At 70.9% G+C, this 13,867-nt stretch carries 13 protein-coding genes; 9 read left to right on the top strand and 4 right to left on the bottom strand.

The window, feature by feature from the left end; translation table 11 throughout:
* Positions 1–80 precede the first annotated feature (80 nt).
* The 8 genes from MNOD_RS41780 (at position 81) to MNOD_RS27720 (ending at position 10,211) form a co-directional block, all read left to right on the top strand.
* Complete coding sequence (locus MNOD_RS41780; RefSeq protein WP_015932302.1) at positions 81–1,067, top strand: glycosyltransferase family 8 protein; 987 nt, start codon at positions 81–83, stop codon at positions 1,065–1,067.
* 122 nt (positions 1,068–1,189) lie between these two features.
* Positions 1,190–1,792, top strand: coding sequence for a CatB-related O-acetyltransferase (locus MNOD_RS50100; protein ID WP_015932301.1), 603 nt, complete (start codon positions 1,190–1,192; stop codon positions 1,790–1,792).
* Positions 1,793–2,237: 445 nt separating this feature from the next.
* The gene (locus MNOD_RS27745; RefSeq protein ID WP_015932300.1) at positions 2,238–4,103 is read left to right on the top strand and encodes a M10 family metallopeptidase C-terminal domain-containing protein; all 1,866 of its coding nucleotides are present in this window, start codon (positions 2,238–2,240) and stop codon (positions 4,101–4,103) included.
* A 447-nt stretch (positions 4,104–4,550) separates the two neighbouring features.
* The gene (repA, locus tag MNOD_RS27740) at positions 4,551–5,768 is read left to right on the top strand and encodes a plasmid partitioning protein RepA (protein WP_015932299.1); all 1,218 of its coding nucleotides are present in this window, start codon (positions 4,551–4,553) and stop codon (positions 5,766–5,768) included.
* Positions 5,765–6,820, top strand: a complete 1,056-nt coding sequence (gene repB / locus MNOD_RS27735) for a plasmid partitioning protein RepB (protein WP_015932298.1) — start codon at positions 5,765–5,767, stop codon at positions 6,818–6,820. The genes repA and repB overlap by 4 nt, the downstream gene beginning before the upstream one ends.
* 279 nt (positions 6,821–7,099) lie before the next feature.
* Entirely contained in the window at positions 7,100–8,128 is a 1,029-nt protein-coding gene (locus MNOD_RS27730; protein ID WP_015932297.1) for an extracellular solute-binding protein, read from the top strand.
* A gap of 134 nt (positions 8,129–8,262) precedes the next feature.
* Positions 8,263–8,631: a hypothetical protein gene (locus tag MNOD_RS27725; protein WP_015932296.1), complete on the top strand. Its 369-nt coding sequence runs from the start codon at positions 8,263–8,265 to the stop codon at positions 8,629–8,631.
* A gap of 314 nt (positions 8,632–8,945) precedes the next feature.
* The gene (locus MNOD_RS27720; RefSeq protein WP_015932295.1) at positions 8,946–10,211 is read left to right on the top strand and encodes a serine hydroxymethyltransferase; all 1,266 of its coding nucleotides are present in this window, start codon (positions 8,946–8,948) and stop codon (positions 10,209–10,211) included.
* 100 nt (positions 10,212–10,311) lie between these two features.
* On the opposite strand, the gene MNOD_RS27715 is transcribed toward MNOD_RS27720, so the two are convergent.
* Positions 10,312–10,548 (bottom strand): hypothetical protein, encoded by a 237-nt coding sequence (locus MNOD_RS27715; RefSeq protein ID WP_015932294.1) that lies wholly within the window; start codon positions 10,546–10,548, stop codon positions 10,312–10,314.
* A 119-nt stretch (positions 10,549–10,667) separates the two neighbouring features.
* Positions 10,668–11,876 (bottom strand): GNAT family N-acetyltransferase, encoded by a 1,209-nt coding sequence (locus tag MNOD_RS27710; protein ID WP_043749542.1) that lies wholly within the window; start codon positions 11,874–11,876, stop codon positions 10,668–10,670.
* Between the two features lie 137 nt (positions 11,877–12,013).
* On the opposite strand from MNOD_RS27710, the gene MNOD_RS27705 reads away from it, so the two are divergent.
* On the top strand, positions 12,014–13,066 hold the full coding sequence (locus MNOD_RS27705; protein ID WP_015932292.1) for a polysaccharide deacetylase family protein: 1,053 nt from the start codon (positions 12,014–12,016) through the stop codon (positions 13,064–13,066).
* 3 nt (positions 13,067–13,069) lie between these two features.
* Here the strand turns inward: MNOD_RS27705 and MNOD_RS27700 are convergent, their stop codons facing one another.
* Positions 13,070–13,408, bottom strand: coding sequence for a hypothetical protein (locus tag MNOD_RS27700; RefSeq protein ID WP_015932291.1), 339 nt, complete (start codon positions 13,406–13,408; stop codon positions 13,070–13,072).
* 112 nt (positions 13,409–13,520) lie between these two features.
* Entirely contained in the window at positions 13,521–13,736 is a 216-nt protein-coding gene (locus tag MNOD_RS27695) for a DUF2842 domain-containing protein (RefSeq protein WP_015932290.1), read from the bottom strand.
* Positions 13,737–13,867: the final 131 nt, after the last annotated feature.

Below are 13,867 nucleotides of genomic sequence, written 5' to 3'. Positions count from 1 at the left end.
CGCGCCCTCTCGTCTCGGAACGGATCAATCGGAAACCGTGTGATTCGCCGCCCGCCCCTTCCCCGCCTCCGCGAGGTCGCATGAACGCCCTTCACGAGACCGATGAAATAGACCGCATCGCCGTCGCCCTGTGCATCGACCGGGCCTTCTTCCGGCATGCCCTGGTGACGGTGGCCTCGCTGCTCGATGCGGGGCCGCGCCAGCCCCTCGACGTCCATATCTTCTACGCCGAGGCCGATCCGGCCTGCATGGCCCGGATCGCCGCTCTCTTCGCCGACCAGGACCGGCACGGCTGCCACTTCCAGAAGATCTCCCTCGACCGTTTCGAGGGATTCCCGGTGAGCGACGCCATCTCGGCCGGGACCTATGCGCGGCTCCTTCTGCCCTACCTGATGCCCCGTCGCGCGAAGGTGCTCTACCTCGACGCCGACCTGATCGTCCTCGACGATGTCGCGCCGCTCTGGCGAACGGAACTCGGCGCGGCGCCGGTTGCGGCGGTGCGCGATCCCTTCTGCGACAACCGGCCGGCGATCGGCTTCTCTCCGGACGAGCCCTACTTCAACGCGGGCGTCCTCCTGATGAATCTCGCGGTCTGGCGGCGCGAGGGCCTCGCCGAGAGGGTCGCCGCCCATATCGACGCGCACGGGGCTTCGCTCAAGTACTTCGACCAGGACGCGCTCAACGTCGTGCTGCGGGGCCGCGCGCGCTTCGTCGATCCGCGCTGGAACTTCCAGCCGCGCATGGCGGATGCGACGCCGGCCGACATCGCCTGCGCCAGGGCCGAGTTCCGGCGCACCCGCGCGCGACCCGCCATCATCCACTACACGACGCCGCACAAGCCCTGGAAGGATCCCTTCGCGATCCATTACGGCCGGCACTATCTCGATTGCCTGATGCGGCTCGAACCGGATCTGCGCGCCCGCTACTTCGCGGATGTGCCGCAGCAGCCGCGCCTGCGGGCGAGCCATCTCAAGGCGCGGATGCGCTGGCGCTTTCCCGAAGCCTATCGGGCCGCCCGCACGCTCTTCCGCGCGGTGCGCGGCGGCGCGCGTCCCCAGGCGTCCTGAGGGGCGGGGCGTGGTGGCGCGATTCCGGCTCCCCTCCCCGTCCCGGACCGCCGCGGCGGCCCGCCGCGATGGCCGCCGCCCATCTCTCCGCCAGCCCTTCTGATCCGACGGATGCTGCCGCGATGAAGCTCCCGGACCGCCTGTTCGACCGTGTCATCGTCCCGCTGCTGCGGCGCCGCGAATTCGAGAGCCGGTATCTGCGCCGGGAGTTCGCGGCCCGGTACGGAATCGAGGTCGGGCTCTATTCCTACGGCTGCTTCGACCGCTGGCGCATCCCGCCCGGCACCCGCATCGGCCGCTACTGTTCCTTCGCGAAGACGGTGCGGCTCCTCAACGCCAACCACCCCATCGACGCCCTCTCGACGCATCCCTTCCTGTACGATCCAGCCTTCGGGGTCGTGAGCGAGAGCCGGGTCTCGGCCTGCCGGATCGAAGTCGAGGACGACGTCTGGTTCGGCCACAACGCCACGGTGGCGCCGGGCGTGTCCCGCATCGGGCGCGGCGCGATCATCGGGACGGGGGCTGTCGTCACCCGCGACGTGCCGCCCTATGCCGTCGTGGTGGGCGTCCCCGGACGCGTCGCCCGCCTGCGCTTCGAGCCTGAGACCATCGCCCGGATCGAGGCGAGCGGCTGGTGGCGCCTCGACCGGGCGGCCCTGCGCGACCTCATTGCCCGCGAGCCCGATCTGCTCGGTCCCACCGGGCCGCGCGTGGCGGCGGCCTGACGGAGGGCTCCCGGCCCCGACGCGGCGATGCGAATCCGGACATGCGGGACGTCGCGTCTGATTCGGGCGGATGGTCGGTTACCTTGCGTTCAATCGTCCCGAAGCGCCGCGCCGGCCGCTGAAGAGAGGCATTTCAGCGGTTTCGCGGCGGCACCAGTCCTGGATCGACGCTCTATCAACAGCGAAAAGCAGTCACGTCCGGGCATTCGGTCGCTCAATCGGAGAGATTTGTTTAAGACCGTCGCAACGCACGACGCCTAGAGCCGTGCCCGACTACGTCGGGTCGAATCACGGCTCTCAAGCCTTGATGTCACGCGCTTCCTTGCGCCCGAGCCGGCATCCACTTCGGCGGGGAGCGCTCTCGCGATGGGGTGATCGCAAAAACCTCCGGCCGGTGCCGGCGCCGCGACCAGGAGGATCGATCATCGACCGATGAGGCTGAGCTATGGTTTCGCTGGATACGACCTACTATGCGGCGCTGCGGGCCGCCAATCCCGACGTCGCGCCCATCCCGGGCATCGACGCGCCGGTGGGCTATATCGCGCGCGACACGCCGCCGCGATCGGCCGCCACGCTCGGCGCCGCCGACGGCGTCTACTACAACAAGGCGCTCAACACCGTCGTGATCTACCAAGCCGGCGTCACCCTCGACAACATCGACTTCCGCGGCACCACGGTCTTCGTTCAGGCAAACGACGTCACCATCAGGAACTCCCTGTTCGACGCCGCGGTCGGGGCGGCGGCGGTGGTGGGCTACCCGGGCTACGCGAACCTCACCATCGACCACTCCACCTTCGACGGGCTCAAGCTCGACAAGTACTACAACGACTTCGTGGTGGCGCAGGGCCTCAACACCACCCTCACCAACAACGCCTTCCTCAATGCGCCGAGCGACGCGCTCTATCTCGAATCCGGGCGCGTGGCCGGCAACTACATCGCGGGCGGCGGCTACCAGACCGGGGCGCATGCCGACGGGATCTGGATCGGCAAGTCCACCGGCCCGATCACGATCGAGGGCAACCTGCTCGACTGGCGCTCGGCGGCGGACGCCAAGGTGCAGACCAACAATGCCCTGCGCATCACCGCCGAGAAGGGCGACGTCTCGAACGTGACGGTGCGCAACAACGTGCTGCTCGGCGGCAGCTACACGGTCTCGGTCACCGACACGGGGGCGGATGCCGGCAACGTCGCGGGCGTGAGTGTCACGGGCAACGTCGTGGACGAGGGGCAGTGGGGCAACCTGTTCTTCAGCGACCGGCCCGGCGACCTCGTCTATGCGGGCAACCACGACAGGTTCGGGATCCCGCCGCGGGCGGGCACCGCCTCGACCGGTCCGACGCTCGCGGCCCTGACCGACGGCACCACCCGGCAGGTGGGCAGTGCCCAGAACGACGCGCTCCTGGGCAGCGCCGGGCGCGACTTCATCCAGGGCGGCGACGGGCAGGACTGGATCTCGGCCGGCGGCGGCGGCGACGTCATCGAGGGCGGCGCCGGGCGCGACTACCTGTATGGCGATGCGGGAGCGGACAGCTTCCTGTACCGGGCCTGGACGGACGGCCGCGACCTGATCAGCGACTTCGTGCCTGGCGCGGACAAGATCCGGCTGGTCGACCTGCCGGGCGCGCCGCAGGAGGCGTCGTCCTGGACCTGGCTCGGCGAGCGGCGCTTCGACGGCAACCCCTGGGAACTGCGCGCCGTGGCGACCGCGACCGGCACCACGATGGTCGAGCTCGACCGCGACGGCGACATGACGGCGGATTTCGAGATCGAGTTCTCGGGCCAGCACAGTTTCACGGCGGCGGATTTCATCCTGGGGATCGGCACGGCGGCGGTGCCGGTGAACACGCTGACGGGCACCGACGGGGCGGATGTGCTGACGGGCAGCGCGCAGGCCGACCTGATCCAGGGCGGCGCGGGCGGCGACTCGATCAAGGCCGGGGATGGCGACGACACGATTCTCGGCGGCGCGGGCAAGGACATCATCGCGACGGGGGCCGGGCGCGACCGCCTGGTTTATGAGACGATCACCGACAGCCTGCCGCAGAGCCGGGACTACCTCACCGATTTCACGCAGGGGCAGGATCAGCTGGATCTGGCGGCGATCGATGCGGTCGACGGCACGCCGGCGAACGAGGCCTTCACCTGGCTCGGCACGGGCGCGTTCGATGGCCGGGCGGGGGAGTTGCGCTATGGCACCACCGCGGCCGGCTCGACCCTGATCCAGGCGGACATCACCGGGGACAAGGTCGCCGATTTCGCCGTGGAGCTCGCCGGCGCCATTCCGCTGAAACCCTCCGATTTCGTGCTCTGATCGGGCTGAGCGCGGCATCCATCACGCCGGGGAGGTCAGCCTCCCCGGCTTCTTTGTGCCCTCCCCTTCCCTCTGCTGCTGCGATCCCGACGGGTCTCGTGCATGACCGTCGGGTCCGGTCTCGCATGGTCGGCAGGCCTGTGGCCGGGCATCGCTCGGTCGAACTGGGTCCGCAACCCGATTCGGTGGTAAATCAGGCCGTCGTCTGCGAGGTGCTGCCGGTTGCCAGATGGCAACCGCCTTGAGGCGCGACGATTGGGATTCCGCCCGGTCGCGTCGGGAAGGCGACAAATGACTGAATTGTTTGTTATTTCCGCTGCGTAAGACCATCCGTTCGTTCAGGCGGGCCGGTCTTAAGTTCGCGTTAACCAAAAAGCCTTTGCATGATCCGGCCCAGGCAGGCATTCTGTTACGGCCACACCCCGCATTAGCGCCCGGAAGCCGTAAATGGCCGAAACACCGCAGGATTCGCTGCGCGCCGCAGGCGCGCCCCGTCCCTCGATCACGAGCCTCATCGCCGCCGATGGCGGCGCGCTCTCGGCGGAGCTGAACGCGCTGCGCCGCACGCTGTTTCCACCCGCCTCCACCAAGGTCCTGCGCTCCTTCACCTCGGGTGAGGCGGCCCGGCTGATCGGGGTGGCGGATGGCTACCTGCGCCAGATCTCCCTGGCCGGCAAAGGACCGGAGCCGGAGGTGGGCCCGGGCGGGCGGCGCTCCTATACCCTCGACCAGATCAACGCGCTGCGCCATCTCCTCGACGAAGGGCCGAAGAGCAAGCGCTACGTGCCGCATCGCAGCGGGTCCGAGCATTGCCAGGTGCTGGCGGTCGTCAACTTCAAGGGCGGCTCGGGCAAGACCACCACGGCGGCCCACCTCGCCCAGTATCTCGCGCTCAAGGGCTACCGGGTGCTCGCCGTCGACCTCGACCCCCAGGCCTCGCTGACCGCGCTCCACGGCTACCAGCCGGAATTCGACGTGGATGCCAACCAGACCCTCTACGCAGCCATCCGGTACGACGAGGCCCGGCGGCCCCTCGCGGAGGTCGTGCGCCGCACCTACTTCTCGGGCCTCGACCTCGTGCCGGCGAATCTCGAACTCATGGAGTTCGAGCACGACACGCCGAAGGCCCTGGCCGACCAGGAGGCCGAGCTGTTCTTCGGCCGCATCGCCACGGTTCTGGGCAGCGTGGCGGAGGCCTACGACGTCATGATCCTCGACTGCCCGCCCCAGCTCGGCTTCCTCACGCTCGGGGCGCTCTGCGCGGCGACGGCGATGCTGGTCACCGTGCATCCGCAGATGCTCGACGTCATGTCGATGTGCCAGTTCCTGCTGATGGCCTCGGACCTGCTCGGCGTGGTGCAGGAAGCCGGGGCTGAGCTCGACTACGATTTCCTGCGCTACGTGGTGACGCGCTATGAGCCCTCCGACGGCCCCCAGACCCAGATGGTCGCCTTCATGCGCTCCCTGTTCCGCGACCGCGTCCTGACCCACACGATGCTCAAATCCACCGCCGTCTCGGATGCCGGCCTGTCGAAGCAGACGCTCTACGAGATCGGCCGCGAAAGCTTCTCCCGTGCAACCTACGACCGCGCCATCGAGGCGCTCGACGGAGTCAACGGCGAGATCCTGGGCCTGATGCACCGTGCCTGGGGACGCGCCGCATGACGACCCGGAAGGATGCGCTGCGCGCCGCTCTCACCGCCCGGGCCCGCGAGTTGCCACTTGGCAACGAGCTTGGCAACGAGCCCGAGACGCCCGCCCCGGAGGCCGCCCCCGCGCCGGCCTCGAGCCCGCCGCGGACCGCCGTGCGCTCCGGGGCGGTCGGGGCGATGGGCCGGGCGCTCGGCCGCATCGCCTCCGCGGCCGAGGAGGCCCGGGCGATGGTCGCGGCGGGGGACCGGATCGTCGATCTCGATCCGGCCCTGATCGATCCGTCCTTCGTCACCGACCGGCTCGGCTCCTCGCCCGAGGAGGATGCGGTGCTGACCGAGCAGATCCGCGAGCGCGGCCAGCAGGTGCCGATCCTGGTGCGCCCGCATCCGGAGCAGGCGGGCCGCTACCAGGTCGCCTACGGCCATCGCCGCCTGCGCGCCGCCCTCGCCCTCGGCCGGCCGGTCCGCGCTGTCGTGAAGCCGCTCACGGACGAGGATCTGGTGGTCGCGCAGGGGCAGGAGAATTCCGCCCGCACCGATCTCAGCTATATCGAGCGGGCCACCTTCGCGGTGACCCTGGAGGATCGCGGCTTCGAGCGCAGCGTCATCATGGCGGCCCTGTCCATGGAGAAGACGCAGCTCTCGCGGCTCATCGCCATCGGCCGCGCCGTGCCGCTGCCGGTCGTCGCGGCAATCGGTCCTGCGCCGAAGACCGGGCGGCCGCGCTGGTCCGCCCTCGTCGACGCCCTCGGGCGGCCCGATGCCGGGGCGATCATCGAGCGGACGCTTGCCGCGGAGGAGTTCCGGGCCCTCGATTCCGATGCGCGCTTCGCGCGACTCCTCGCGGCGCTCACCGCGCCCGAGCGCAGCCTCCGGGACGGTTCCGTCACATCCTGGACCAACCCGGCCGGGCGCGCCGTGGTGCGCATCGACCGCACCCCGCGGCGCACGCAGCTGACCGTGGACGATCTGGCCGAGCCGGATTTCGGCGCCTTTCTGGTCGAGTCGCTTCCCGATCTCTACGCGGCCTTCCAGGCGAGGAGGGCGCGGACGCGGCCTGATTGAACCAGCGGGCATCGCCGATGCCCGCTGGTTCCGGCTCCGCATGATCGCCAAGCCGGAGGCTTGGCATCGACGATCCGAGACGGCTCGACGGCCCGGTGCGTGAGCATGCGCGCCGGCACCCGCTGCGTCAGCAGCCAGGGCCGTTGGCATGACAGGGCGGGAGCCGCCCGGGCGGGGAGATCCACGCTTGCGCCGCCGCGGATTGTCCATCCGCCATCCGCGCCGCTACAAGCGAGGGCGTGTGCCGCCCGATCCGGCGGCGAGGGCCCGTCGCTTGCGATGCTTCGCCTCCTGCTGGCTCTCACCCTGGCCCTGTCCATCGGACCTCCCGTGCGAGGCGCCGAACGGACGCGGCTGACCGTCTACACCGCCCTTGAGCCCGAGCAGCACGGGCCCATCAAGGCAGCCATCGAGGCGGCGGTGCCCGACGTCGAGATCGCCTGGGTGTGGGATCAGACCGGCATCATCACCGATCGGATCCTGGCGGAGCGGGAGGCCCCGAAAGCCGACATGGTGCTGGGGCTCGCCGCCACCAGCCTGCAGGTCTTCAAGAGGGCGGATCTCCTGCTCGCCTATCGGCCGGAGGGCGCCGAGCGGCTGCGGCCGGCCTTCCGGGATGCGGATGACGGCTATGCCTGGACCGGGATGGACGCCTATCTCGGGGTCATCTGCTTCAATACGGCCGCAGGCGAGAGCGCGCGGCTCTCGGCCCCGGTCTTCTGGCGTGACCTCCTCGCGCCGGCCCTGAAGGGGCGCATTCTCATGCCGAACCCGGTCCATACGGGAACCGGCTATCTCCTCGTGGCCGGATGGCTGCAGACCATGGGCGAGGCCGCCGGATGGGCGTTCATGGATGCGCTGCACGAGAATGTCGCCGCCTATCTGCCGGTGGCAGCCACGCCCTGCCGCGAAGCGGCGAGGGGCAGCCACGCGATCGGGCTCACCTACGACATGCGGGCGGCGGTCCTGCGCGCGGCCGGCGCTCCCATCCGCATCATCGTGCCGGCGGACGGCGTCGGCTGGGAGCTGGAGGCCTTCGGAATCCTGAAATCCTCGCCTCATGCGGCTCTCGCCCGGCGGGTGGCCGACTGGGCCGCGAGCCGCGAGGCGAACCTGCTCTACGCACGGACTTTCGCAGTCGTAGCCTTTCCGGGCCTTGCGACGCCGCCCCCCGACTATCCGCCCCATGCCGAGGCGCGGATGATCCGCAACAATCTCGCCTGGATGGCCGAGAACCGCCCGCGCATCCTCGCGGAATGGTCGCGCCGCTACGGCAGCAAGGCGGTTCCGTCCAGGGCGACGGAGTAAATTCCTCGGCAGGATCGCAACTGGTCTCGGTTTCCTTTCCGTTTCCCGCAATCATGTATTGTCACCTGCTCACGATTTGGGCATAGCATCCGGGCCCGGGAGGGCGCTGCCGCTGAGGTAAGGAATCGGACATCATGGAAGCCCAACCGCCGTCGGACGAGTTCGACGCTGGCGCGCGCTCCGCGGATGCCCAGGACGACACTCGTCCCGAGGCGGCCGCCAGCCCCACGAGCGTCCTGTCGGAACCCGATCTGCGCCGCGTCTCCTCCGCGATCGTGGCGGCCTCCGAGAAAGGCGTCGTGCTGGATCTGCAGCGCGATCACATCGATGCCATCGGCCGGATGCTGGAGAAGGACCTGGCCGGGCTGCGCTCCCGCGCCGTTCTCCTCCGGGAGGCCGTCGAGGAGGCGGATCCGCTGGCGGAGGATCAGTTCGCGGCCCTCGACGACCTCATCCGCGGCATCGATCGCCTGTTGGCGCTCGGCAGCCAAGCCCTCCCGTGACCGCCTAGGCGGTCGGATAGAGGCGAGGGCAGGGGAGCGCTCCGGCGCGTACGACAGCCCGTCGAGGGCCTCATCGGCTTCTTCTTCTTCGCCGCCGGCCTCTCTGCCGGCTGTCGCAGCATGATGGTCAACCTGAGCGCCGCCGCCAGGGCGGCCGCGCGCCGTCGTCGATGCCGTCCGGGCGCGGGGAGGGGAGGGGGCCGATCCTGCAAGGCTTGAGCGGTGCTGCCCGCCGCGATGGGATGCCGGCCGCGGTGACGGCGGGCGGCATGCCGGCCTATGCAGTGCAGGACGACCACCGGAGACGACGGCTGATGTCCTTTTGTCACGCGGGCTACTTCACGCAGGGTCTCGACGCCGATCCCGAACTCGCCGCGGCGATCCGGGGCGAACTCGCCCGGCAGCAGGACGGGATCGAACTGATCGCCTCCGAGAACATCGTCTCCCGGCTGGTGCTGGAGGCGCAGGGCTCGGTCCTGACCAACAAGACCGTGGAGGGGCTCGCCTTCGCGCGGTATTACGGCGGGGCCGAGTTCGCGGATGCCATCGAGGATCTCGCCATCCGGCGGGCGACGCGCCTGTTCGGCTGCCGCTTCGCCAATGTGCAGGCGCATTCCGGCTCGAATGCCAATGCGGGCGTGTTCCTGGGCCTGCTGAAGCTCGGCGACACCATTCTGGCGATGGACACCGCCGCCGGCGGCCACATCAGCCACGGCCATCCGGCCACCCTGACGGGCCGCGACTACGGAATCGTCCGCTACGGGGTGAACCGGGAAACCGAGCGCGTCGATCTCGACGAGGTGCGGGATCTCGCCCGGGCCCACCGGCCCAGGATGATCGTCGCGGGCGGCTCAGCCTATTCCCGGGCCCTCGACTTCGCGGGCCTGCGCGCGATCGCCGACGAGGTCGAGGCGCTCCTGATGGTCGACATGGCGCATGTCGCCGGGCTGGTGGCGACCGGCCTCTACCCACACCCGTTCCCGCACGCCCACGTCGTGACCTCGACGACCTACAAGTCGCTGCGCGGCGCCCGGGGAGGCCTCGTCCTGTGGAACGACGAGGGGCTGAGCGACCGCATCAACCACGGCATCTTCCCGGGCGTTCAGGGCTCGGTGATGCTGCACGCCGTGGCCGGGAAGGCGGCCTGCTTCGGCGAGGCGCTCCGGCCGGAATTCCGCGCCTACAATCAGGCCGTGCTCGACAATGCCCGGACGCTGGCCGACGCGCTCGCTGCGGCGGGTCTGCGGCTGGTGGCCGGGGGGACGGATTGCGGCCTGATGCTCGTCGATCTCGCCAGCCGGGCGATCACCGGGGATGTGGCGGCCAAGGCGCTCGAACGGGCCGGGCTCGCGGTCAACAAGAACCAGATTCCCTTCGATCCGCGCCCGCCGGAGGCGCCTTCGGGCCTGCGGCTCTCCTCGAATGCCGGGACGGCCCGCGGCTTCGGTGGCGCGGAGTTCCGGACCATCGCCGGCTGGATCGAGCAGGTCCTGGCGACGCCCTCCGACGAGGTCCTGACCGCCCGCATCCGTGCGGAGGTCAAGGCGCTCTGCGCCGCCTTCCCAATCTACGCCGCCTGATCCGCCGGAGCGATCACGCGGTCGGGTCACGCGCATCCGTCAGGTACCCATCGGAGCGCCTGACGGACGCGCGTGCGGTCATCGGACCGAAAACCGCCCGTCAGCGCATGGGGCGGTGGTGCCGCTGCGTGCGGCGGTGCTTCATCGTGCGGTGCTGGCGCGGCGTCGCGCTCACCGCGGGGCTGCCGCCCGGAGCGCCCACCGCGCGCTCCCGGCCGGCGAGCGGGCCGCCGGCCTGCGAGCCGGAGGCGTTGTAGGGCGAACCGCCCTGCGCGAAGGCGGGGATCGAGACCGCGGCGAACACGGCCGCCAGCGCGAGGGTCTTCAGCTTGGTCATGGGTCGTTCCGTGTTGCGCGGCCCGTCCGTCGCGGGCCGCTCCCACGAGGAGACGCGCATGGCCGAGTTTGGTTCAATGTCCGATGCCGTTCCGATGCGGAAATCGTTCCGGGACGATTCTATTCCGGCCGCCGGAGGACGCGGCGCAGGCGGTCGGCCAGCGCTCTCAGCCGCGGGCTGCGCTTGATGCGGCGCTTTACCGTCACGCCCAGGCGCGCGGCGACAGCGAAGAGGCGGCCGCGCGGGCTCACCGGCACCAGCCCGTCCACGAGCCGGATGGTCTCGTCGCAGATCCTCGCCTTGTAATGCGCCTCGCCGACGCCGAGATCGAGGGCGAGGCGGCCCCGCTCGATCTGGTCGCGGACGAGCCCGTGGAGCAGCAGATCGCCGGGGCTGAAGCGGGCGAGCGAAGGATCGGGATCGAAGGAGGTCAGCATGCCGCTGAAGCGGCGGGCATCCGTGACGCCGATGAAGGTCGCAAGGATGCGCCCGTCCGCCTGCGCCCGCAGCGCATGGAGCTCGAGCGCCGCCGCTCCGGCGGGCGACGGGCGGCTCGCTGCGGCGAGGAAGTCCCGCGCCGCCGGCTCGGCGAAGGGATCGGGCAGGCCGAGCTTCGCGAAGCGGGCCGCCTTCTGGGCCAGGTAGGCCGCCAGGATCGCATCCGCCTCCTCGCGGGTCGCCGCGACGCGGTGCGTGACCGGGCCGTGCGCGGCCGTGAGCCATTTCTCCTTCTGGCGCAGCTTGCGCCGCGCATCGCCGCTGAACAGGCGCCGGGTAGTCGTCTCCGCATCCGGATCGAGGAGCATCCCGTAGGCATCGCTCGCCGAGGGTGTGCCGCCGACGGCCAGGGGATTGGCAACGCCCTCCCAGATCTGCGGCTGATGCGTGAAGGCGAAGGCGTCGATGCCGGCGGCGCGGCCGAGACTGCGCAGGGCCGCGGCAATCGCCTCAGGTCTCAGCGCCGCCGCCTCGCGTGTCGCGAAGACCGGCATGTGGAAATTCGCGTGCCGGTCGCCGATGATCCGGGCGATCGTCAGGCCCCTCTCGCGGCGAACCGCCAGGGGCAGGAGGAGCCGGACCCGTCCGGCCGGATCCCGCAGCACCGTGACGAGCGGGCGGGCTCCCGCCTCGCGCCCGACCGTCGCCATGTAGGCGACGGCCCAGTCGAAGCGCTGGTAGGGCGTCATCACGACGTCACGCGCAGCTTCGAGGTCGCGCCAGAGCGCCTCGGCGGCTTCCAGGGTCGCGAAGGCTTCGGGAACGAGGGTGATCGGCGCGGCTGCGCGCACCCGCTCTGCCCCCGACAGATCGACCGCGAGCCCCGCCATGTCCCCTTGCGTCCCCCATGGCCCGCCCCGGGGCGGCTCCCGATGCGCCACCCTAGCCGACCGGCCGCCGCGCCCGCCCTCCATTTCGCGTGGCATCGGTAACGAATCCTTGGCGGGCCGCCGCTAGCCTCGGGCGCATGCTCTCCGCCGAGACCCGTCTCCGCCTGTTCCGCGCCGGGTTCGCGGCCATCGCCACGACCCGGGCCGATTACTGGCTCGCGCCCGCCGCGCGGGGGCTCGGGGTGATCCTGACCTTCCACCATGTGCGGCCCGAGCCGCCGGGCGCCTATGCGCCGAACCGCCTGCTCGCGATCACGCCGGACTTCCTCGACCGCGTGCTGACGATCCTGCGCCGCCGCGGCTTCGACCTGATCGGCCTCGATGCGGTGCCCGGGCGCCTGCGCCGGCCGGAGGCGCGGCCCTTCGCCGTCCTCACCTTCGACGATGGCTACCGCGACACCCGCGACCATGCCCGTCCGGTGCTGCTCCGGCACGGCGCGCCCTGGACGCTCTTCGTCACGACCGACTTCGCGGAGGGAGCCGGCCGGCTCTGGTGGCTGGAGCTCGAACGGGCGATCCTCCGCCTCGACCGGGTGCGGGTGCCGGAGGCCGGCCTCGACCTGCCGGCCGCCGATGCCGCGCAGAAGAGCGCGGCCTTCGTGCAGGTCTACCGGGCCCTGCGCGCCGGTGCCGAGGAGAGGCTGCGCGCAGCCATCGCGCGGCTCGCCCGCGAGGCGGGCCTGGACGCAGCCGCCATCGCCCGGGAGCTCTGCCTCGGCTGGGACGAACTGCGCGCGCTCGCGGAGGATCCCGACGTGACGATCGGGGCGCATACCCTGTCCCACCCGATGCTCGCCAAGCACGACGCCGCGACCGCGCGGCGGGAGATCGCGGAATCACGCGCGATCCTCGCAGCCCGACTCGGACGGGTGCCGCAGCATTTTTCCTATCCGGTGGGTGATCCGACCTCGGCCGGCCCGCGGGACTTCGCGCTCGCCGCCGCGGCGGGCTTCGCCACCGCGGTGACGACGCGGCCGGGCCACCTCTTCGCGGCCCATGCCGAGCATCTCCACGCCCTGCCGCGGGTTTCGGTCAATGGCTGTTTCCAGACCGACGCGGCGCTTGCGGCGCTTCTCTCGGGCGTGCCGTTCCTGGCCTGGAACCGCGGGCGGCGGCTCAATGTGGCCTGAGTCTCATCGGCGGCGGTGGCGCCCGCTGCTGACGACCGCGAAGCTCGCGCTCTGCCGGCCGCGATGGATGCGCCGCCCGTAGCGGCGCCGGCCCCGATAGGTGGGGGCGGGCTCGGCCTCCTCCGCCGCGGCAGTGGCGGGCGGCAGGCGGACCTCGGTGGCGGCGGGCGCCGCGATGGCGCCCTTCGTGGGGGCGGCCGGGCCGAACAGCGACAGGCACTGGTTGTAGGCGAGATCGCCCCGGATGCGTTCGCAATCGGCGACGGAGCGCGGGGCGCCCTGTGCGAGGGCGGTGCCGGCGAGCGGGCCGAGAAGGAAAAGCATCACGAAAGCGTGGCGCATGGGCCGGGAACTGCCTTGGTCGGGAACGAAAAGCCGGAGGGGGCGCCCGGGAATCGCCGGGACACCGTGGCGGCTTCTTGCCGAGGAGTGCGGCGAAAAACCGGCCGTCGGGTCAAGCGGCGTCGCCATCCGGCCGCACCATCCACCGGATCAGCGGCATCAGGGGAAAGATCCACAGGATGCCGAGCAGGGCGTACAGGATCGACTGGACCAGCGGGGGCGTCTCGGCGATGCGGCTGTCGGCGACGGTCATCGCCAGCGGCGCATAGATCATCACGAAGGCGATCATCAGGATCGTGCCGATGAGCGAGCGGGTGCGGCGGCGCATCGCAGGTCTCCGGGAGCAGAAGGCAAGAACTGCCCGCCCGCCTACGCGAGGGGACGGGCGCCCGCAATCGGCGGCGGGGACGCAGGGGCGGGTGCGGCACCGTCGAGCGTTGCGCCCGCCAGCCCCCCGCG

Origin of the sequence: Methylobacterium nodulans ORS 2060 (genome assembly GCF_000022085.1) — a bacterium.
GTDB classification, from domain to species: Bacteria; Pseudomonadota; Alphaproteobacteria; order Rhizobiales; family Beijerinckiaceae; genus Methylobacterium; species Methylobacterium nodulans.
This window is presented reverse-complemented; position numbering and strand designations above follow the sequence as displayed.